This is a genomic window from Trichocoleus sp. DQ-A2, from assembly GCF_039961915.1.
Classification (GTDB): Bacteria; Cyanobacteriota; Cyanobacteriia; order Cyanobacteriales; family FACHB-T130; genus FACHB-T130.
Map to the genome: position 1 here is coordinate 25,140 of NZ_JAMPKD010000019.1, position 21,531 is coordinate 46,670.

Annotated in this window: 18 protein-coding genes and 2 pseudogenes; 14 read left to right on the forward strand and 6 right to left on the reverse strand. The window is 48.7% G+C overall.

The window, feature by feature from the left end; all coding sequences use genetic code 11:
• Nucleotides 1-10 precede the first annotated feature (10 nt).
• Both NC997_RS18730 and NC997_RS18735 read left to right on the forward strand, forming a co-directional pair.
• Complete coding sequence (locus NC997_RS18730) at nt 11-2,623, forward strand: PBP1A family penicillin-binding protein (protein ID WP_190526096.1); 2,613 nt, start codon at nt 11-13, stop codon at nt 2,621-2,623.
• Between the two features lie 133 nt (nt 2,624-2,756).
• Nucleotides 2,757-2,972 (forward strand): hypothetical protein, encoded by a 216-nt coding sequence (locus NC997_RS18735; RefSeq protein WP_190410367.1) that lies wholly within the window; start codon nt 2,757-2,759, stop codon nt 2,970-2,972.
• Between the two features lie 158 nt (nt 2,973-3,130).
• Here NC997_RS18735 and NC997_RS18740 read toward each other — a convergent pair whose 3' ends face one another.
• From NC997_RS18740 to NC997_RS18750, 3 genes are all read right to left on the reverse strand, one after another.
• On the reverse strand, nt 3,131-3,790 hold the full coding sequence (locus NC997_RS18740; RefSeq protein ID WP_190526098.1) for a hypothetical protein: 660 nt from the start codon (nt 3,788-3,790) through the stop codon (nt 3,131-3,133).
• A 245-nt stretch (nt 3,791-4,035) separates the two neighbouring features.
• The gene (locus NC997_RS18745) at nt 4,036-4,704 is read right to left on the reverse strand and encodes a hypothetical protein (protein ID WP_190526100.1); all 669 of its coding nucleotides are present in this window, start codon (nt 4,702-4,704) and stop codon (nt 4,036-4,038) included.
• A gap of 268 nt (nt 4,705-4,972) precedes the next feature.
• Nucleotides 4,973-7,351: an NACHT domain-containing NTPase gene (locus NC997_RS18750; RefSeq protein ID WP_190526102.1), complete on the reverse strand. Its 2,379-nt coding sequence runs from the start codon at nt 7,349-7,351 to the stop codon at nt 4,973-4,975.
• Between the two features lie 163 nt (nt 7,352-7,514).
• On the opposite strand from NC997_RS18750, the gene NC997_RS18755 reads away from it, so the two are divergent.
• The 4 genes from NC997_RS18755 to NC997_RS18770 all read left to right on the forward strand — a co-directional run bounded on the left by NC997_RS18755 (nt 7,515) and on the right by NC997_RS18770 (nt 12,151).
• A complete protein-coding gene (locus NC997_RS18755) occupies nt 7,515-7,667 on the forward strand; it encodes a hypothetical protein (protein WP_190526104.1) in 153 nt (50 codons plus the stop codon).
• A gap of 73 nt (nt 7,668-7,740) precedes the next feature.
• Nucleotides 7,741-7,920, forward strand: a complete 180-nt coding sequence (locus NC997_RS18760; RefSeq protein WP_190526106.1) for a hypothetical protein — start codon at nt 7,741-7,743, stop codon at nt 7,918-7,920.
• 202 nt (nt 7,921-8,122) lie between these two features.
• On the forward strand, nt 8,123-11,149 hold the full coding sequence (sbcC, locus tag NC997_RS18765) for an exonuclease subunit SbcC (protein ID WP_190526108.1): 3,027 nt from the start codon (nt 8,123-8,125) through the stop codon (nt 11,147-11,149).
• 279 nt (nt 11,150-11,428) lie between these two features.
• Nucleotides 11,429-12,151 (forward strand): alternative oxidase, encoded by a 723-nt coding sequence (locus NC997_RS18770; RefSeq protein WP_190526110.1) that lies wholly within the window; start codon nt 11,429-11,431, stop codon nt 12,149-12,151.
• 174 nt (nt 12,152-12,325) lie between these two features.
• On the opposite strand, the gene NC997_RS18775 is transcribed toward NC997_RS18770, so the two are convergent.
• Nucleotides 12,326-12,487 (reverse strand): hypothetical protein, encoded by a 162-nt coding sequence (locus NC997_RS18775; protein ID WP_190429304.1) that lies wholly within the window; start codon nt 12,485-12,487, stop codon nt 12,326-12,328.
• Between the two features lie 192 nt (nt 12,488-12,679).
• On the opposite strand from NC997_RS18775, the gene NC997_RS18780 reads away from it, so the two are divergent.
• Complete coding sequence (locus tag NC997_RS18780) at nt 12,680-13,141, forward strand: hypothetical protein (protein ID WP_190410359.1); 462 nt, start codon at nt 12,680-12,682, stop codon at nt 13,139-13,141.
• 163 nt (nt 13,142-13,304) lie between these two features.
• Nucleotides 13,305-14,066, forward strand: coding sequence for a serine O-acetyltransferase (cysE, locus tag NC997_RS18785; protein ID WP_190410358.1), 762 nt, complete (start codon nt 13,305-13,307; stop codon nt 14,064-14,066).
• Between the two features lie 62 nt (nt 14,067-14,128).
• Here the strand turns inward: cysE and NC997_RS18790 are convergent, their stop codons facing one another.
• Entirely contained in the window at nt 14,129-14,710 is a 582-nt protein-coding gene (locus NC997_RS18790) for an Npun_F5749 family FMN-dependent PPOX-type flavoprotein (protein ID WP_190526112.1), read from the reverse strand.
• Between the two features lie 529 nt (nt 14,711-15,239).
• Between NC997_RS18790 and nrdJ (NC997_RS18795) the strand changes: the two are divergent.
• The 5 genes and pseudogenes from nrdJ (NC997_RS18795) to NC997_RS18815 all read left to right on the forward strand — a co-directional run.
• Nucleotides 15,240-16,469: pseudogene (gene nrdJ / locus NC997_RS18795) on the forward strand (ribonucleoside-triphosphate reductase, adenosylcobalamin-dependent); the annotation flags it as partial.
• A gap of 244 nt (nt 16,470-16,713) precedes the next feature.
• Nucleotides 16,714-17,784 (forward strand): annotated as a pseudogene (gene nrdJ / locus NC997_RS18800) (ribonucleoside-triphosphate reductase, adenosylcobalamin-dependent); the annotation flags it as partial.
• Between the two features lie 122 nt (nt 17,785-17,906).
• Nucleotides 17,907-18,128, forward strand: a complete 222-nt coding sequence (locus NC997_RS18805) for a hypothetical protein (protein ID WP_190410355.1) — start codon at nt 17,907-17,909, stop codon at nt 18,126-18,128.
• A gap of 18 nt (nt 18,129-18,146) precedes the next feature.
• The gene (locus NC997_RS18810; protein WP_348257816.1) at nt 18,147-18,284 is read left to right on the forward strand and encodes a hypothetical protein; all 138 of its coding nucleotides are present in this window, start codon (nt 18,147-18,149) and stop codon (nt 18,282-18,284) included.
• Nucleotides 18,285-18,531: 247 nt separating this feature from the next.
• The gene (locus NC997_RS18815) at nt 18,532-18,810 is read left to right on the forward strand and encodes an RNA-binding protein (RefSeq protein WP_190410354.1); all 279 of its coding nucleotides are present in this window, start codon (nt 18,532-18,534) and stop codon (nt 18,808-18,810) included.
• A 281-nt stretch (nt 18,811-19,091) separates the two neighbouring features.
• On the opposite strand, the gene NC997_RS18820 is transcribed toward NC997_RS18815, so the two are convergent.
• Nucleotides 19,092-20,174, reverse strand: a complete 1,083-nt coding sequence (locus NC997_RS18820) for an ATP-dependent 6-phosphofructokinase (RefSeq protein ID WP_190429299.1) — start codon at nt 20,172-20,174, stop codon at nt 19,092-19,094.
• 233 nt (nt 20,175-20,407) lie between these two features.
• Between NC997_RS18820 and fbp the strand changes: the two genes are divergently transcribed.
• On the forward strand, nt 20,408-21,487 hold the full coding sequence (fbp, locus tag NC997_RS18825) for a class 1 fructose-bisphosphatase (RefSeq protein WP_190410352.1): 1,080 nt from the start codon (nt 20,408-20,410) through the stop codon (nt 21,485-21,487).
• Nucleotides 21,488-21,531: the final 44 nt, after the last annotated feature.

A 21,531-nucleotide genomic window follows, 5' to 3' on the forward strand; every position in this document is an offset into this window, starting at 1 on the left:
AGGAGTTGACGTGACCAAGTTCATCTCAAGACTGAAGGATTTATCAGGCAAGTTCAATGCGGGGGTGTCAAATGAACCAGTCGAGACTCCTGTAGGTAATAAAGAAGAACCAGTCGATACTCCGATTGATGGCAAGGAACAAGACGAAGGACACGCAGACGCATCACGACATCGTCGGGAATTGAAGCGAAATCTCTTGCGGCTGAAGCGCTTCTCCACTCAGGAGCTTCCTAAAATTGTCAAGAAGCCATTCACTGGAGAAAACCCACTCCATCATCAGCGTCGATTTTGGATTGGTTTAGGTGTGGGAGGAGGAGCGATCGCGCTTTTGACTGCTGCGTGGTCGCTGGAGAGTAGCTTACCCGATACCAGCGATGCCTTAACCTTGATGCGACCAGAGACTTTGACGATCAAAGCCTCAAACAACAAAATACTTCAACAAATCGGCCCAGCGACTCGCGAAACCCTCAAAATTGACAAAATTCCCAAGCAGCTAATTCAAGCTTTCATTGCGATAGAAGACAGACGCTTTTACAAACACCAGGGAGTTGATTACCAGGGAGTTTTAAGGGCAGCCTTTTCTAACTTGATAGCAAGAGATGTTGTAGAAGGCGGTAGCACCATCACCCAACAGCTGGCGAGGATGGTTTTTCTCGATCAGGAGCGTAGCGTCTGGCGCAAGCTGAAGGAAGTCCGAACCGCTCAAAAAATCGAAAACGAAAATACCAAAGATCAAATTCTAGAACGTTACTTAAATTTGGTCTATTTGGGAGAAGGTGCTTATGGCGTGGCAGATGCGGCTTGGGTTTACTTTTCTAAGCCGGTGTACGAACTAACCTTATCGGAAATGGCGACACTTGCCGCCATCCCACCAGCACCCAATCAATATTCGCCCATTAAAAATCCACAAGTGATTAAAGAGCGCCGCAATCTGGTATTACAACAGATGCAGCAGGCAGGGTTCATTACAGCCGCCGAAGCCGAGAAAGCGATCGCTGACACCCTGATAACAAAACCCAGCCGTCCTAAGCGGCTCGAAAGGTTTGCCCCTTATTTCACCGAATACATCCAACAAGAACTGCCCAAGCACGTCTCGCCAGCAGCGATTAAGGCTGGAGGATTAACAGTAGAAACCACCCTGAAGCCAGAATGGCAGGAAGCGGCGGAAAAGGCCGTTATCGAAACCGTTGAAAACCGCGGTCGCGGTCAAAACTTCGAGCAAGCCGCCCTTGTGGCGCTCGATCCGCGTACCGGCGAGATTCGGGCAATGGTCGGGGGAAAAGATTTTTATAAGCAACAGTTTAATCGCGTTACTCAGGCACAGCGCCAGCCCGGTTCGACATTTAAAGCGTTTGTATACACGACAGCAATGGCTGCCGGTTTCACGCCCTATCGCGGCTACCTGGACGCTCCCTACAAAGTAGACGGCTATACCCCCAAAAACTACAGCGAAGAGTACCGGGGCTGGATCTCCATGCGTGATGCCCTGATTGGCTCAATCAATACTGTTGCTGTCAAAGTTTTGGTCGATGTGGGATGGGATACGGTGATCGATGTTGCCCACAAAATGGGCATTGAATCAGAACTGAAGCCGACCTATTCCACCGCCCTCGGTGCTTCTGAAGTGAATCTGCTGGAACTCACCAGTGCGTATGGCACCTTTGCGACAAAAGGGATGCATACCAAAAATTACGGCATTCGTCGCGTTCTTGACCGACGCGGGAACGTTATCTACGAAGCGAAGTTTAAGCCCGACCGTGTCCTCCAAGAAGATACGTCTGCGATTATGACCTGGTTGCTGCGGGGTGTCGTGAATGAGGGGACGGGTCGCGCCGCCGCTCTAGACGATCGACCTGTTGCTGGGAAGACGGGCACCTCGGACGAGGCGCGTGACCTGTGGTTTATTGGCTACATCCCCCAAATAGTTGCAGGTGTCTGGCTGGGCAACGATGACAACAAACCGACTTGGGGCGCGAGTAGTACAGCCGCTTACACCTGGAATAAATTCATGGTGGAAGTAGTAAAAGATATCCCGGTCGAGAAGTTTCCAGATCGACCCACCGATCTGGAAGGACGTAAAGCCCAGCTCACGATCAAGCCTATCAAGCCTAAAAGCATCTTCTCTGGAAGCATCATCTCCAAAAACAGTGACGACGATGACACACCCCGGCGTAGCCGATCTCGTCGGGCTACGGATAGCGATGATAGCTCTAGCGAAGAAACTCCCCGGCGTAGACGCTACCGTACTAGCAGCGTCCAAAGCTCCGAGAGCGCGCCTCGGCGGAGACGGCGTCGCAGCCAAGAAGTCCAGCCTCAAGAAGAATCTAGACCTCGCTACCGTCGTTCTCGCCGCCAAGTAAGTACCAATTCTCAAAGCCAAGAGAGTTCAAGCAATAGCAGCCGTCGCTACCGCCGTTCTCGTCGCCAAGCAAGCACAAGCTCTCAGGAGTCGGCACCCGTTCGGCGTTCTGTTCGCAGAAGGGCATCATCAGATTCTACTTCTAGCACTGCACAGCCAAGGAGAAGACGAACTTACAATTCTGCGCCAACCGCTCCACGGGCACCGAGGAGAACAGCGGATGCCGCCCCACCTCCTGCTCCGCCAGCAGCGCGGAAGGAATAATTAGGCACGGTCAGAATCCACTTCCTAACTCTCAGGCGCGATCGCAAAAACAATGGGGATCAAACTCAGGGGTGATAGACGATCCCCTGAGTTTTGGTACGATAACCAAAAATCGATAAGAGGGTTACAAAGAATGCATTTATTGATGGAAGTTGCTACGAATACGCCCCATTTTCCAGTCTCTGCTACTGCTGTGTACGCGGTAGGTTTTATTGCCGCTGTAAGTATCGGTTCCGTTGCGTGGTATAATTCTAAGCGCCCTGTGGGTTGGGAAGATAAAGAGCGCCCGGATATTGTGCCTGAAGTTAAGAAAGAGGCAAATCCCGGTGTAGGCAAGCCTAGCGCGTAACTCTCTAACAGGAAAATTTTTAGAAAACCTATAAAGATTGTAGAGACATTGCGTTCAACGTCTTTACCGCTTATACAAACGTAGGGCAGGGGTATACCCTGCCCTACAGCGTTATTTTTGGAGACAACGACGATAAAACACCTTGGCTCGAAAAAAGGCTAGCGCAGTGCTAGAGCCGAGCGCAGGGTGACATTTAAATCGGTGTTGGGGTTAACAACAACAACATCAACTCGTTTTTTGCCTAACAGCAGTCCGCCTAAGGCACCCAAACCAGCACCTCCCAAAATTTCTTCAGTTGCGATCGCTCTGTCTCCAGTCAAAGCACCGATTGCGGCTGCGGCGGCTCCACCAACGGCGGCTCCTTTCAAAATGGAACTGGTATTCGTTCCCCGACTAACTTGTTCGGTGCGAGTAATCACTCTGGAAGAGGCATTGATATACTGCCGTTTCCCGTTGTTGAAAACTAATTCTCTGGCAACAAACTGGGAACCGCCTCTAGTTGAGGGTTGCAGTTGACCAATCACCTGAGTTCCTGCCGGAATTAAGATAGTTCCGCGAGTATTTCTGACATTTGTTGCCACCGTCAGCGTTAAAGGCATCGTTTCCTTAGGAGACACAACGATTTTATTTGCCTTGTTATAGCGCAAGGGGAGGGTTGTGCCTGAAGGAATGCTGACTTGGGAGACGGGTGGAGGCGGAAATTCGTAATATTGGGCAGCAGCAGGTGCAGGCACGACGAAGGGGGCAGCTGCACCGGCGGTCATTGTCAATGCCATGAGTGCAGCGGTTCCTGATTTCCAGCGATTGAAGCGAGACATAGGGAACACTCTCAGCAATTATACGGATAAGGGTGAAGACGCTTCGCGGCTGAATTTGTTTCTTGACAATTGCACTGATTTAGTGCATTGCGAAGGAAAAATAGAGGGCGATGGGGAAAGAACCTCTCCCCAACCCTCCCCGATTCGGGGAGGGAGTCGGAGCGTTCTTATACCATTTCACTTTAGGTCTGTAACAGACGGATTCTGATGTGTAGCATCACCAAGGGAAATTAGGAATTCCCTGTTTAGCGTAGAGCGACGGTAACTGGCAGCTGAGAAGCCAGGGTAATAGTCCTCAAATCCAGGCTGGGATTCACGGAGATGACATCAACAGATTTGCGTCCCCAAAATAGCCCAGCTAAAGCGCCCAAGCCTGAGCCACCCAAGACTTCTTCAGTCGCGATCGCTTTGTCACCAACCAGTGCTGCGATCGCGGATGCAGCGGCTCCACCCAAGGCGGCACCTTTCAAGATTGTGTTGGTTCTAGAACCTTTTTTGATTTGTTCAGTTCTCGTCACAATTTGAGAAGTGGCATTGATTGTCCGAGTGCCATCCAAGGGGAGAACAATTTGTGTAGCAACAAATCGAGAGCCTTGACCTGCGGGTTCCAATTGACCCAAAATCTTGGTTCCTGCGGGAATCAAAGTTGTTCCGTAACTGCTTTTAACGGTTGATGAAACTGTTAAAGTTAAAGGCACTTTTTCGGTTCGAGCTAGTAATATTTTTTCAGCCGTCCCGTCATATCTAACAGGAATAGAAGCTCCAGAAGAGATTACGGTTTTGGTCTGAGATGGGGCGCTGGGCTTAGTTGTAGGGACGGGAACATTGATGGGTACAGCAACAGCAGAACCGGCAAATGTGCCCATAGCCATCAATACCAAAACGCCAGCCTTTAAGTTGTTTAAGGAAGTCATAAATAGGGAACTCACGAACTTTGTGTATTTTCACTGATACCTTCTTAGAAGCTCGTGGGTTTAAAAAGTTTCTGTAAATTAAAACTTTTTTTTGTGAAAGATTAAACCTTATTTAGCTGTATCAATTACTGAAACAGGTAAAACAATCTATCTTCAATGTGCGATCGCGCTATTCGGGAAGAATTGTAAAAAATGCGATCGCGCTTTGGAGCGAGGCGGATAAAGAATGCGATGCTGCTGACACAGCTGCTTCGCTGACGCGCTACAATTATCCTCTTTTTCGTTGCTCAATCTCTGCGATGGGTAACAACAAGGTATCCTCTATCTCCTGTCGTACCTCACGACTTACATAACAATCACTATTCAGGCACTGCACTAGCAACTTATTAGCATCGTAATACTGCTTCAATAATTCCTTTTGTTGTTTGCTGAATTGCCAATCGTAACCAATATTACAATACTTAATCATCACGGCTCTTAATTGCTCAGTCCAAGCTTGACCCTTAGCTTTCCACCATGGCTTATTTTGTTTCCATTCTTTCGATTTAGGTAATTGATCTCTAAGCTGTTGCAGCGAGTTCTTTAGTTCTGACTCGCTGTCTAGGACGAGGTCGAGGGCACAGTCGAGGGTGTGATCGCAGTCGTGGGCGCGGGCGCGTTTGAGGTCGAGGGCGACGACGAGGTCGAGGGCGTGGGCGCTGTCGAGGACCAGGTCGAGGGCGAGGGCGAGGTTGAGGGCGTGGTCGAGGGCGTGGTCGAGGGCGCGGGTGAGGGCGCGGGCGTGGTCGAGGTCGAAGACGCGGGCGAGGGCGCAGTCGAGGTCGCGGTTGAGGTCGCGGTCAAGGGCGCGGGCGAGGTCGCGGTTGAGGTCGCGGTCGGCGGAGTAAAAAGCGCGGACTGCTGCTGACTTATACTTATATGGAATTTGGACTGACAGAGATTTCTTACTTACCCACATTAGGAACTGCTGCAACTTCTCATCAGCAGCTACAATCCTATCAACTTGATGTTTCATTAACTGTAGTAAACGATCTGCACTGGGCGACATCCCAACCGCTAGAAAGAAAACTTCTCGCCAGCGTTTTTCGGTAATGTGATTAACCAGACCTTGCAACGCTTCCTCTGATGACTGTTTTACAACAACAATTTCTCTAGCTGTGAAATACTCGTGAAATGTCAGATGGGAAAACGAGTAAATTGATTTAGCTCGTTCCACTAATAGCCCGTGTTGATATTCAATTGAGCGCAAAACTACCTCACTGTCCAGTTGCAATGCTTCCGGGTCAGCATTGGCATTGGGTAAATTACGGATGTAATCTGTGATGTATTGCTCTGCAACTTTCTGCTTGAAGAAATAGTCACTTTGCTCAAAGGTAGTTAGGGCAATTTTGCTCAGCATATCTTCCTTACGCTGAACCGATAGCTTTTTGTAAACCTGATCGCGTTGAATCCCGCGCTTAGCATCCCATTTTTTCAGCAGCGCATCCAGTCCTTCTTTGTATAGTTCAGAACGATTCGCCGGAAAATCCCCTGACTCTTCAAATGCCAAACATAGCAACGTTAGCAGTAGCGGACTGGCGGCTAGTTGTTTGATTCGGTTATTGTCTTCGAGGCGTTTAATAAAAGTTTCTGGTTTTACAGCTTTATTCTTAAACCAGTTGTTTGCAAAGGTAGCAATTTGTTCATCATCAAAATCGGCAACTTCTACCTCTGTAAATTTCTCAAAGGTATATTCTCGCGCTGCAATTCGGCAGGTTATCACAAAGTAGTTTTCACGATACTGATCGGAGAAATCCCGAATCTCCTTTAAGACGCGCTGATTGTCTTCCTCTCTAACTTCATCCAGCCCATCAAGTAAAATCAATGCCCTGCTGCGTTCAATTACATCTTGTAGAGACGCGATAACCCTTGTCTCTCCAACCCCGCAGCCCACGAATTGCTGACTGATATATTCCAATAAGCTCGGTTTGTTGGCGGCTTCAGCAAAGTCTTTGAGAGTGACAAAAATCGGTACGCGATCAGCCTGAAACTCACCCTGATTGCACTGAATCGCTAAATATTTCAAAAATGTGGTTTTACCTGCTCCGGGCTTCCCCAAGATCATCAGCTTGGGATGTTGTTTGACCGCATCCAGTCCTGGCACTCGTTTTTCACTAATTTTGCCCAGTCCAAAGCGCTCAACATCCTCAAAGTTGCACTCTTTCAGTAATTCAGTAATCTCTTTGCGCCTGCGCCCAGTAATTTTCTCCAGAATGTTGACGTTGGTGTAGATATCATTCAACCCAATGGGGTGAGCCATATCCAGCACGCGCATTGTCCCGCAGCGTTCTTGAATGGTGGTTTCTATCTTTTTGCGTACCTCCTGCACTAGCGCATCAATATCAATGCTCGTGTCCTGATTCTGTTGCTCTAGTTCAGGTTCGCTTGGCGGCTGGGCGACTATTTCTTCCCACTCAAAACCCAGCTTTTCGCAAATCTGCTCAAAATAGTGGCGGTCAATTCGCTCACCCTTAAAGAATTTGTAAGGGGGTTGGCGACTCATTCCTAAATCTTTTGCTAAAGCCTCTTGAGTTAAGGACTTCTGTCTCAAAGCTCTTCTTGCTTTCTCAATACCTTCTGATGATGCCTGGAGCGATCGCCCTGTCATATTGCCACTGCAAATATTTCGTCTATTTTACTCACCTCAATTGGTACCAATTGTCAAAGTCATACAACTCATACACAAAGTCATCACTTCTCTAGCTCATACACACACTGGATCGCAGCCATCGTGTCGAGATGATGTAAGAAACGAGCTGGAAGGTTGATTTATGACAGCATTTATACTTAATGTCTTACTTGTAATGCTAATTGAAGAGTCTGCTAAGGCAGGCTTCCGGAAGCTTAAAAAAAGTCAGGCTGTCAGACGCCGGATTTCGGTGTTGTGGTTTTGTCTCTACATCAAATGGCGATCGCGCAAATAATCAACCGGGCGAATGGAATTCGCGGCTACACAGACGAAACCCGCCTGCGCGGCGCGGGTTTGAGTTTTTTAGGATGATGGGTGTGATGCGATCGCGTAACCTAGCCTTGAAAGCGCGAATTGATAAGTTAGCACTTTGCGATCGCATCTACCCTACATATGAAGAAGGCTTGGAAATCATTGCAGTGGCTTCTCGGATGATGCGGGAAGAAATAGAACAGAAGGATAGGCGCAAAGCCAAGATAGAGCAATAGCTAACAGCATTTCTAAAACCCGCGCAGGCGGGTTTCGTTTGTATAGCCGCGAATTTCATTCGCCACGAATATTTTGATTCGGCAGAAATTTTTACATCAAATTCGGTCTTAATTGCCAAAAACCTGATTTTTCAACCGTTAAACTAAACAATAGTGCAGATGTACTGCTACTTCTCATAAAAGGTATGGCGCTATAGCCTGAATGATCCCACAGCAACTGGTTCTCAAAAATTTCCTCAGCTACCGCGAGGCTACCTTAGAGTTTAGCGGTCTACATACCGCCTGTATTTGCGGTTCTAATGGTGCGGGTAAATCTTCCCTCTTGGAAGCGATCACCTGGACGATTTGGGGTGAAAGCCGCGCTGCAACAGAAGATGATGTTATCCACGCCGGTGCTAAAGAAGTTCGCGTTGATTTCACCTTCCAATGCGATCGCCAAACCTATCGCATCATTCGCACTCGCATCCGCGGACAAGGTGGATCGCTGGAATTTCAAGTCCAATCATCCGGCGATTTTCGCTCTTTAACCGGGCGCGGAATCCGGGCGACGCAGGAAGCGATCGTTCATCACCTGAAGCTGGATTACGACACGTTCGTGAATTCGGCTTATCTGCGTCAAGGACGGGCGGATGAGTTTATGCTCAAGCGTCCCAGCGAACGGAAAGAAATTCTCGCGGATTTACTGAAACTGTCTCAATATGAAGAATTGGCAGAACAGGCAAAGGATTTATCCCGCCAATTAAAAGGACAGGCGGAGCAATTGGATCAGAACTTGCAGACGATCAAGCAACAACTGCAACAAAAAGATGCGATCGCTCAACAACAACCGATACTGGAAACTCAACTAGCAGAATTACAGCAAACCCAAGCTGTTGACAATGAAAAAGTCCAAAGTTTGCTAGCAATCCAGCATCAGCGACAAACTTGGGAACAACAACTGAGCTTTGTTCGCCAGCAATATCAAAATCTCACAAAAGATTGCGATCGCTATCGCCAAGAAATTGCCACAACTCAACTGCAACAGCAACAATTAGAAGCTTTACTGAATCAAAAAGACCAAATTACCGCTGGGTATGCTCACTACCAAGATTTGCAAACCCAGGAAGAAACGCTCACCGCTCAGTCACAAGCTTACCAAGATGCCCAACAGCAACGGCAACAACTCCAACGACGGCTTGAGCAGCAAATTAACGAACTTAACCTGCAACTCCGACAAGCGCAAGGACAGCTAGAAGCGGTACGGCAATCTAGGGCAGATATTCAGCAAATCCTCAGCCGCACCGAAGAAGTAGAAGCCGGATTAAAACAACTCCAAGAAGCGCGGGGTTATGTCAGTTATCTCGATCGGTTGCAGTTACAAGTCGCCCCCTTGGTGCAACGTCGCGGACAAGTGCAGATGGAACTCGATCGCTCTCAAGCGCGATTATCTGCCAGATTAGAAGAACTTCGCAAATCTGCCGCCCAGTTGCAAGACAGGCAAAAACGCTTACCTCAATTGCAACAACAATTACAACAAGTTCAAAGTCAAATTCAGCAACTTGACAAAAAGCGCGTCTATCAGGAACGGGTGCAGGAGAAGGAACTGCAACAGCGGAGTTCTCGCGATCGCCTTCAGGCGGCTCAAAAAGAATGCGAAACTAAACTGGCAGAAATCGACCAAAAACTGCAACTGATCCAGACGCCAAATGCCAGTTGTCCTTTATGCGATCGCCCTCTTGACGAACACCACTGGCAGCTAGTGGTGCAAAAAACCCACGATCAGCAACAAGGAATTCAAGATCAATTCTGGGATGTAGAGGGGCTACTCGCGGTCTGTGAGTACCAGCTACAGGGGTTGCGGAAGGAAATTACTGAAATTGCCCAAGCATTGGCAAACTACGATTCCTTGCGCGAACAACGGGGACAGTTAGCCGCAGAAAGTTCCGCTATGGCTGAAATCCAGACGCGCCTGCAACAAATTGAGGTAGAAAAGCAACAAATTGAGCGATCGCTTTCCTCCGGTAACTATGCACCCGATCGACAAGAAGAACTGCGCCACCTTGAGCAACAGTTGCAACAACTTAACTACAATGAGCAAGATCATGCCCTCGCCAGAGGTGAGGTAGAGCGCTGGCGCTGGGCAGAAATTAAGCAAGCAGAAGTTAAACAAGCGCAGCGGCGTCAGGCTCAGATAGACGCTCAGATGCCAGAATTGGTGGCGAAAATTGCGAATCTGCAATCGCAAATGCAACAACTGCAAGTGAATTCGGAATTATCGCGGCAGATTGAAGCACTCGATCGAGAAATGGCGGAAATTGGTTACGAGCGATCGCAGCACGACGCTCTCAGAACCGCTTTACGCAAGTCTCAGTCGTGGCAAGTCCGCTATCAGGAACTTGCTTCCGCGCAACAGCAATATCCTTCTTTATTAAAACGATCGCAAGATTTGGAGCAATCGTTGCAAATGCGATCGCAAGATTTGCAACAGATGACGACTCAGATAGATACCATCGTTCGCCAGTTGCAACAAACACCCGATACGAAAGCCGAAATTACAACGATTGAACAGCAGATACAGCGGCGGCGTCTGCAACTCGACGAGAAGCAACGCCAGTTAGGAAGCTTGCAACAACAACAACATTATCTAGAAACGCTTCAAACTCAGCATGACGCACTCACCGCTCAACACGCAAAGGTGCGACAGCAATATCGCGTTTACCAGGAATTAGGGCAAGCTTTTGGCAAAAATGGCATCCAGACTCTGATGATTGAGAATATTCTGCCTCAATTGGAAGCAGAAACGAATACTCTCCTCTCTCGGCTTAGTGGGAACCAGTTACACGTACAGTTTGTTACTCAGAAAGCAGGGCGGAGTGGACGCTCTGCAAAAAAAGCTAGCAAAATGATTGACACTTTAGATATTTTAATTGCCGATGCTCGCGGCACCCGCCCTTATGAAACTTATTCTGGCGGGGAAGCGTTTCGGATTAACTTTGCGATTCGTCTAGCTTTAGCGAAATTGTTGGCGCAGCGTGCGGGAACGGCATTGCAAATGCTGATTATCGATGAGGGATTTGGCACCCAAGATGCGGAAGGATGCGATCGCTTGATTGCCGCAATTAATGCGATCGCGCCTGACTTCGCCTGCATCCTCACCGTCACTCATATGCCGCAGTTCAAAGAAGCCTTCCAAACTCGGATTGAAGTTTATAAAACCCCCAGCGGTTCTCACTTGAGCTTGGTGCTGTAGGAACTTAGCCCTCTAATCGCGTTCCCTACAGTGTAGAAGTTGGCAGAACTCTCCCCAAACCCCTCTCCGAAGCAGAGCGAAGCTTTGAAGATGGCTGGAGGGTTAGGTAAGTGCAACCCGAACCCTAATGTTCGGACTTCTCACCCTAGTTCACCCACTCAGGCGATACCCATCGCTCCGGGGAACGCTACGATCGAAGTAAGAGGAAAGAAAAACCCAACAGCATCTTCCTCCAGGCTGAATTTTCAGCCATTCTTCTCACTCCTAAGGGAGGACTTAATGATTCGATTTCTGGTTAGCGTGCTTGTGTTCGTGATCGACACGCTTTATCGCGATCGCCCTTATCAGCGCTTCTACGTGCTAGAAACAGTGGCTCGCGTCCCCTATTTTTCCTTCCTATCAGTTTTACACCTTTACGAAACCCTCGGTTGGTGGCGAAAAGCGGACTGGCTCAAGGTTCACTTCGCTGAATCTTGGAATGAAATGCACCACCTGCTGATTATGGAATCGTTAGGGGGAAACCAACATTGGAGCGATCGCTTCCTTGCCCAAACCACAGCCCTCTTCTACTACTGGGTAGTCGTAGGACTTTACATCGCGTCGCCCCGCACCGCCTATAACTTCATGGAAATGGTGGAAGAACACGCCCATCATACCTACGACGCCTTCTTGCGCGAGCATGAAGCCGAATTGAAAACCAAACCCGCGCCCCAAGTTGCGATCAACTACTACCGGAACGGCGATCTCTACCTATTTGATGAATTTCAAACCGGCGTAGTCCCCGAATCTCGCCGCCCTGCGGTTGATAACCTCTATGACGTTTTCGTCAACATCCGGGATGACGAAGGCGAACACGTCAAAACCATGATGGCGTGTCAAAAAGCGGATGCTCAGAAAACCTTTAAGAGTCCCCACTCTCTCCCTTATTCGGAACAGCAGGTTGTACTGCCTCTAGTGACAGACGCTGAGCTTGAGCGCGAGTTAGCTGATTCTCCCTTTTAAGTAGTAGTTAATTGGCTATTCTCTTGCTTGCTAGGCGCTGCTAGAGCATTAGTAGCGGAATTTTAAAGAACCCCGCCCCAAACCTTCCCGCTGGGGTGGAGTTCTTTAATTTGCATTTTTTAAAAGGCTGAAGATGCTCTCGATTTTTTGAGCTAACACGCACACAGTTGAGCATTATTCCCCAAAACACCAGGCAAAAAAGATCAAGATCCCTACCATCATCAACCAGTGGGGGATTGATACTAAATTCAAAATGCTCAAAGGAAATAACACTAAAACTTCCGAGAAGAACCAGCTGGTGACAAACAGCAGCATCATCAAGATAACGAGGGGCACACAACCTCCTACAAAATAGGGCAACAAAATACTGCAACAAAAAATTGGTGATTCATGTGGCAGACATACATCTGGCACCTATACTGCCCATAGAGAGAACCGTTTTGATTACAACTATAAGTAGGCTTATCTATATTCCGTACTCATCTACGGAGAGAAAATAAATACCGTAGTTGAGAAGAGGTACTTGCCATGCAATTTAGGCGTTTTGGAATTCTAGCTTTACTGACCGTTTTCAGCGCTACAGCCGTTTTAGCAAAAGAAGCAAATTTTGACCGTTTGATTGTTGATGGAAGTGGCAAGGCATCTGTGACTGGTTATACCAGCGGAGCATTCTCCCTGTCAGCGATCGCGAATCGCGATCGCCAGAACAACCCCTGTATTGGTTATGGGGGCGACGAAACTCCCGACCATATCATGGTGGTGAAGAAAGGTTTCCCCAATCTGACAGTAAAAGTAAATACTGGAGGCAAGGACAGCACTCTAGTCATCAAGGGGCCTGATGGTACCATTCGCTGTGGCGATGACACGGGTTCCAACAAAGATGCGAGTATCACAGACTCAGACTGGAAATCAGGCAACTATAGTATTTGGGTAGGTTCCATCAAAGAGCGGCAAAGATGGGATTATACGCTTTCTGTGCAACCAGAATAGAACCCCAGATTTTTTAGATGATTTAGAGTCTAAGTCTTGACCTGTCATCATTCTCACACCGCCATCCAAAATTTAAAACTTCGGTGCGGTTCCCCTACCTTAGAAACTCACTCGGAACGATATGATAGTGAGTGGTCTGTAGTGCCAAAATGGATATCCACTCGTGCTATCTACGCTTCTAGCTGACTTTCGCATCATCTTCGAGCGCGATCCAGCAGCCCGTAACTGGCTGGAGGTTTTATTTTGCTATCCCGGTTTGCAAGCGCTGCTATTTCATCGCCTTGCACACTGGCTAAGACTACTGGGAATCCCCTTCATCCCCCGGTTGATTTCCCACTTAGCTCGCTTTTTTACCGGCATTGAAATCCACCCTGGTGCCGTAATCGGGCGGGGCGTTTTTATTGACCACGGCATGGGTGTGGTAATTGGTGAAACCGCCATTGTGGGAGATTATGCTCTGATCTATCAGGGCGTTACGCTAGGCGGTACTGGGAAAGAAAGTGGCAAGCGTCACCCTACCTTGGGGGAAAATGTCGTAGTCGGTGCTGGTGCCAAAGTTCTCGGCAATCTTCAAATCGGCAATAATGTCCGCATTGGTGCTGGCTCGGTTGTATTGCGCGATGTTCCTTCGGATTGTACGGTAGTAGGCGTTCCGGGTCGGATTCTTTATCGTTCCGGCGTCCGCGTGAATCCCTTAGAACATGGAAGCCTTCCCGATTCTGAGGCTGCGGTAATTCGGGCTTTGGTTGACCGTCTGGAAGCACTAGAACAACAGGTACAAGAGTTACAACAACCGGCTCATGCCTCAATGCCTGTTCCCTTAGGAGCCGGACATCATGTATCGGATATCCCAGCCGCCGCCGCACCCAGTTGTCGTGTGCAAGATGGATTGATCCGGCAATTCTTAGATGGTTCTGGGATTTGAATAATTAAAAATTAGGAATTAAAAATGGAATTTCTCAATTTGGAATTTTGCGTTTTTAATTCTTACGGATTTACGGCTTGAATAGACCAAGCTTGAGAACTATCGAGGCGATAAAGACATCGGTTTTGGGGATCGCCTCGCAACTCCAAATGATCGACCTGTACGGGTTCTAGTAGTAGGAGACAAAAACTCTCTAGCGGCTTTTGGGGGTCGGGTGGCGGCGGAGAAAAAGTGCTGACATCGGCTCTCCTTTCTCTGGGATGGGGCCAACCAAATTGCAGGCGAGCGGCGTCGGAAAGGTCTTGCCAAGACACCTGACGCGCTTGCTGGAGCAGAGAATCAGGATAATTGGCTCCTACCAGCGTCAGCGTCCCAGCGAGGCGAAATTGTTCGCGAGTGGTGGTAAAGTACCAGCAAGCTTCTGCCCAAGGGTGATGCTCGATTTGATCGGCTTTCTGGCTGCGAGAATCGGTGACAAATTTTAATTGGTTGGTATTGTCTAAAAATCCCCGAAAGACGAGCGTGCGGTTAGCAGGACGCCCATCAGCCTGGATGGTGGCTAGCTGTAAGTAGCGAGAATGGGGTTCGCTACGGTTACGGTGTAGGGCACCCGAAAGAAGCGATCGCCAGGGAGCAAGCATCATCGTCAAGAGTTCATCCCCATTACCAATTACCCATTTTCCAAAATATCAGTTTAGTATCTTGAGTTGTTTAATTGCCGTTTCCTAGCGCTCCTTTAACGGATCTGGGAAAATTAACGCGATCGCAATCTGGTAACTTTGCGACTTGCTGCCCTCCGAATTTGATGAGCCAAATGACTGCGACAGGGAGTATTTGTAACTGGGAAGATCCTGTCTGTTGCGCTCGTGAAATAAGTTTGCTGTTGAACGTTTGCACCGCCTCTCAAAAAGGCAATTGAAAGCAAGACAGTAATCTCAAACGATGGGAAAGGGCGGCTGACAATCGCCCTTAATTTTTGCCTTTTGACGCTCTTGTAACTATTACGACTGTGACCAATTGAGCCGCTCAATGGGATATTTTACTGTACCAATTTTATCTAGAAAGCCACACGGATAGCGCAATTTCCTCGATTTTTCAAGCTTTGACCCCATATCTGCGATCGCGTATAGTAAGTGATCTGTGAATTTTCCCAAAACCAATCAGACTTGACCTATGGTTCGAGAGCTTGAGCGAGTAATCCAGACGAGCCGGTTTCCTGAAACGGCACCGGCTGCGAATCCTGTATTTTTTAGGACGTACAGCCGTCGCACCCAATCGGGGCGCGAGACTTGGGATGAAGTGTGCGATCGCACGATTAGGGCGTTGACGAAGCTTGGCAAGCTCACCCCTAAAGAAGCTGACACGATCGATCGCATGCAGCGCCAGATGAAAGCTCTTGCCTCTGGACGTTGGCTCTGGGTGGGCGGCAGCGAGTGGATTGAAAGACCCGAAAACTTCTCAGGAGCCTACAACTGCACCAGCACCAATGTAGTAGACTGGCGTGCCTTCGGTCTGATGATGGATTTGGCAATGATGGGGTGTGGCACTGGAGCCGTTCTCGAACCAAAATACATTAATCAACTGCCACAAATTCGCAATCGCCTTGTGGTGACGGTACAAGGTGAGATTGGCTCTACTCCTGCGTTGCAGCGCCGCGAACTGACAGAAGTGAAAGTAGAGGGCGAAAAAGTCAAAATTTACGTCGGAGACAGTCGCCAAGGCTGGGTTAAGTCTTATCAAACTTTGCTGGAATTATCGAGCGATGAGCGCTTCACAGCAGAAGTACAGGTATCCATCGACCTCAGCGATGTCCGAGCAGCTGGAGAACCCCTCAAAGGCTTTGGTGGCGTTGCCAATCCGGTGAAGTTGTCAGGTCTTTACGAACGTTGCGCGTCAATTTTAAATAAAGCTCTAGGAAGGCGTCTGAATTCGGTTGAGTGCTGTTTATTAATAGATGAAGCCGCCGTTGTCGTGGTTGCTGGCAACGTCAGGCGCTCAGCTGGAATGAGGCAAGGTTCTAGCGATGATGAAAAATTTGCCGACGCGAAAGGCAATCTTTGGCAGCAAGATGAAAACGGCAACTGGCGCATCGATCCAGAACGGGATGCGCTTCGCATGGCAAATCACACTAGAGTTTTTCACCACAAACCCACTCTAGAAGAATGCCTTGCCTCTGTTCGTCAGCAGCATTATTCCGGGGAAGGCGCAATTCAATGGGCAGGAGAAGCAGTAGCAAGAGCCAACTGCGATCTATTAGAAACCCCTGAGCTGAAAACTGATTTTCTGCAAGCTTATAGTCAAGGTAGCGCTGAACAGTGGTTAGGAGAACACTACCCCCACCTATCTCCTGATGAGATAGAGCATCGATTAGCTCGTGTTGGTTTGAATCCTTGCGGTAGCTTAGATTTTGCCGCCTAACCTGGGAACAGGTTAGATAGTCAGAGGGTGAATTGCTGGAAGCCTAAACACCCAAAAAGGTGCAAGGTAATCAGCAGCCAAGCTCCAGATGTAAGGCAGGTAGCCCCAGAGCTGGAGAAGGTTCAGAGACTAGACCTGCGGGAAACCAATAATGGTCAGATAGCGCCCTCCACCTAGACCAGGTGAAGATATAGTCCGAGACCACTAGAAATAGTGGATAACAAAACTGGAAATCATCGGCTCAAACTTCCACTGCAACCTTTCGGAGGTTCATCTCAATCAAATTGACCCACATAACTATAAAGAACAAGAGGAAGCTTTCACGGCTGGAGCATTATCAGTCGCCTCGCTGCTCAATCACGAATTTGTCGAAGAACGCTATCGAAAGTCACGGGAACTCGATCCAATTGTGGGAGTTTCTTTCACAGGATTATTTGATTTCTTTGTGAATGCCTTTGGTGTAGATTGGTTGCGCTGGTGGGAAGCAGGGAGACCGGAAACAGAGGCAGGACTAAGCTTTAAGAAACAGGAGCAGGAATATCTGACGCGCTGGCGGGAAACGGTGCATCAAGTGGTATGGGATTATTGCGATCGCCACGGCATCAAACGCCCCAACCGCTGCACCACGGTTCAGCCTTCCGGGACAAAATCCTTGCTGACAGGCGCTTCACCGGGCTGGCATCCGCCAAAAGCTCAACGTTTTCTGCGCCGGATCACCTTCAGAAAGAATGACCCAGTTGCTCTGGCGTGTATTGACTACGGGTACAACGTGATTCCGTCTCAGTCTGATAAAGATGAAAACGGCAATCTCCTGAACGATCCCTTCGATCCCAGATGCTCGGAATGGCTGGTAGAAATCCCCGTTGCTGTCGCTTGGGCGGATTTACCGGGAGCCGATCAAATCGAGATTGGCAAGTTTAACGCGATCGCGCAAATGGATTTTTATATGCAAGTTCAAAAATTCTTTGTCCGTCACAACACCTCCGCGACCATCGAGTTGCGCGAGAGCGAGATCGAAGCGTTAGGCACTCGGATTTACGAAGCAATCCGAGACGATCAGGGTTACATCTCAGCAGCGCTTCTAGCTCGCTTCGACGATCATCAGACGTTTCCGCGCTTGCCGTTTGAGCCAATCGCCAAAGAGCAGTATGAGCAGATAGTCCAGGAAGTCGAAAAGCGACGCCAGACCGAAAATTTTCATGCTGCCTTAAGTCGCTACGATTCAGGCTATTTGATGGAAGTCGGTCCCGCTGGGTGCGACTCGGATAAGTGCTTATTCTCCGACCAAAAGTCTGGCTAGAGGCGTAAACCTTGTTTTTGGGAAGATGCGATCGCATCTTCCCATACCACTACCCGCAATCGGACACGCTACGATCGACGGATAGACATCAGTTACTATCAGGCAGCAACAGGAGACTCTCAATGTTTCTCGATGAACTAACCCCGCTCTTTAAAGAATTCACTCAGCACCCAGGCGCTTTCTTAGGCGGATTGGTTTCTGGTTTACTCCGCATCAACCTGAATGATGACCCCGTGAAAACCTGGCTTGACGGACAGGCAGGTGTAGCTCCTTCCCCTACAGCTTCTTCCAACGGCAGTGGTAACGGCAAAGGTAGTGGCCCACAGTCAATTTCTATTGACTAACTTGGCATCGAAAGCTGAATGAGGCTAAAGATAAAGACGGCTGGAAAGTTGGCAGCGGCTCGGTCGATTTTTCTGAGAAATTTAGCCTCCCTAATCTTTGAAATTCTCCCTTGGGCAATGTCTTCTGAGCCACTGCTAAAAGTCAGGGAATTTTAATAATTAGAGAACCGCTCAGCGTGTACCCTAGATCCTCTCCCACAATGAAATTAGTAGGCTATGATAGGACGAAACCTAAAAGTTCAGTCCTATTAATGGTCGGATTTGGGACTCGTGCAGCCACATTTGTGGGCTGGGTTGATGAAAATTCACCATTGGTAAATAAGTCTTGACCTGGCATTAGGGGTCACATCTAGCCATCTAGGGGTTCTGAACTTTAGTTCCTCGTTCAGCTTTATCGATCCACATGACCATTTACGTTGGAAACCTGTCTTACCAAGCGACCGAAGAAGATTTGACAGCAGTCTTTGCAGAGTACGGCGCGGTGAAGCGAGTTGTCTTACCGACAGACCGCGAAACGGGACGTATGCGCGGATTTGCTTTTGTTGAAATGACAGATGATGCCCAAGAAGACGCAGCCATCACCGAATTAGATGGGGCTGAATGGATGGGCCGTCAGCTTAGAGTGAATAAAGCACGACCCAAGGAGGACGATCGCGGCGGCGCGAGGCGAAGCAGATTTTAAGGAAAGATAGGGCGAAATCAGCACGGTTGTTTGAAAAACACTCCTAAAAAAGGACAACTGTGCTGGTTTTGTCGCGCATTGCCACCGGTTCTCAACACCGAGCAGAATTGATGCTGATGGCTTACACAAGAGACGAGTCGTGGCGGTGGAGAATCCGGCGGCTCGTTAAGTTCCTAAGTTAAGTCTCTAAGCTGGTAGAGCGAAACAGAAAGCTTCGCGATCGCAGATTGCTCTGTTAAATATTTCTACACCGCGATCGCAGAACTTTAGTCTTTAGTCTTTTAATCTCCAAGGCAAATCCCCAAACCTCTGGCAGTCTTGACCAAAGTATCGTCGGGATCGACGGCTCTGTATTGTCCAATCGCTTCAGCAATTGGCACGCTGACAATCTCGCGGTTTTGCCAGGTAACAACGCGATCGTACTTTTCCTCAGCAATCAGATCGACCGCCGCCACCCCAAAGGCAGTTGCCAGTAACCGATCCAGAGGCGAAGGCAGTCCCCCTCGCTGAACGTGACCTAAAACAGTCACGCGGGTTTCTGCACCACTAGCAATCGAAATTTCCTCTGCCAAATACTGTCCGATTCCGCCTAATCGACATTCCCCGAATCGATCCATACTCTTAACTGGATTGCCTTCAGCCGTGCAAACCGCCTCTGAGACAATGACAATCGAGAAATTCTTTCCCATCGCTTGACGATTCCGAATTTTGCGACAGACATTTTCAATGGTGTAAGGAATTTCCGGGATCAAGATCACATTAGCTCCACCGGCGATCCCCGCATTCAGGGCAATATGACCGGCATCGCGCCCCATCACTTCCAGGATCATGACTCGATTGTGGCTAGCCGCAGTAAAGTGCAATCGGTCGAGGGCTTCGGTGGCGATGTTGACGGCGGTATCAAATCCGATAGAACGCTCAGTGCTACCAACATCGTTATCAATGGTTTTGGGAATCCCGACTAAGTTGATCCCGCCTTGTTGCGCGAGTTTTCGGAGAATCGCTAAACTGCCGTCCCCGCCAACTCCAATTAAAGCTGACAAGCCTAGTTGATGGTAGCCCGCAATAATGTCTTCTGAGCGATCGCGCAAACTTCCATCCGCCATTGGAAACGCAAAGGGATTTCCTTTGTTCGTCGTTCCCAGCACTGTACCGCCCATCGTGAGCAAGTGGTCTACCTTATCAAACTCCAGCTTGATTGCTTCTGGCGGACTGCTCATTAAGCCCAGCGTAGACCGGCAAATCCCCCACACTTCCCAGCCGTACTTACCATTTGCACAGCGGACAACTGCCCGAATCACAGCATTTAGCCCCGCACAGTCACCCCCACTGGTCAGGATTCCGATCCGTTTGTATTCTCCCATCTTGTTTTTTTGGATTGCGAGCGGTAATTATCTAATTTCAGCCTTGTTGCCTTTTAGACAATAAAGCGCGTCTAAAGATTTTATTTCTTTAGTTGATATAAAGTTAAACACCATCCTGAGAAATGGCTCCCTAAGATAGAAGGTAGAGCGACCAGGTCTTGATATGTTGGGGCAGTAGCTCAATGAGAGCTGCCCTGTTAACAAAGCATTTATTGAAAGGGAGGACGAAAACTATGTCCAACGTGGAACAGCCTTTCGTCGTTCAGGAACAAGCCCTAGATCGCGACTGCACAACGCTATCTCGTCACGTTTTGCAGCAACTCCACAGCTTTTCGGCAGATGCCCAGGACTTGAGCGCGATTATGAATCGCATTGCCCTCGCGGCAAAGTTGATTGCGCGACGACTCAGCAGGGCAGGATTACTCGAAGGCGTGCTGGGATTTACGGGTGATGTGAATGTGCAAGGGGAATCCGTCAAAAAGATGGATGTCTATGCCAATGACGTATTTATCTCGGTATTTAAGCAAAGCGGTTTAGTCTGCCGTTTGGCATCCGAGGAAATGGAGAAGCCTTACTATATTCCCGAAAATTGCCCCATCGGGCGCTATACCCTGCTCTATGACCCGATTGATGGCTCCTCGAATGTAGATATCAATATCAACGTGGGTTCCATCTTCGCAATTCGCCAACAAGAAGGAACGGATGAAAATCAAACCGGCGGTGATTTATTGCAAAACGGGCGCAAACAAATCGCCGCAGGTTATGTGCTATACGGGCCTAGCACGATGCTGGTTTATTCGATTGGTACTGGGGTTCATGCTTTCACCCTCGATCCCAGCTTAGGCGAGTTTATCCTTTCAAGTGAAAACATTCAGATTCCCAATCACGGCTCTATTTATAGTGTCAATGAGGGAAATTTCTGGCAGTGGGAAGAACCCTTGCGAGACTATATCCGCTATGTTCATCGACAGGAAGGCTATACGGCTCGATACGGAGGGGCGCTGGTGGGCGATATTCACCGGATTCTCTTCCAAGGAGGTGTTTTCCTTTACCCCGGTACTGTGAAAAAACCAGAAGGAAAATTGCGGTTGCTGTATGAATCGGCTCCCTTAGCCTTTTTAATAGAGCAAGCCGGGGGTCGAGCAAGTACGGGTACGCAAGAGATTTTGGACGTAGTGCCAAATGCCCTTCATGCGCGATCGCCATTGCTGATCGGTAGCAAAGAAGATGTCACCTTGGTGGAATCTTTTATTCAGAAACGGGCATGGGATGAGGATAAAAACGCGATCGCGCGATCGCGCGTGCCTCAATAAGGTTTTGCTTTCTTGAAAAATTCCCGCATTGACCTTTCAAGCTG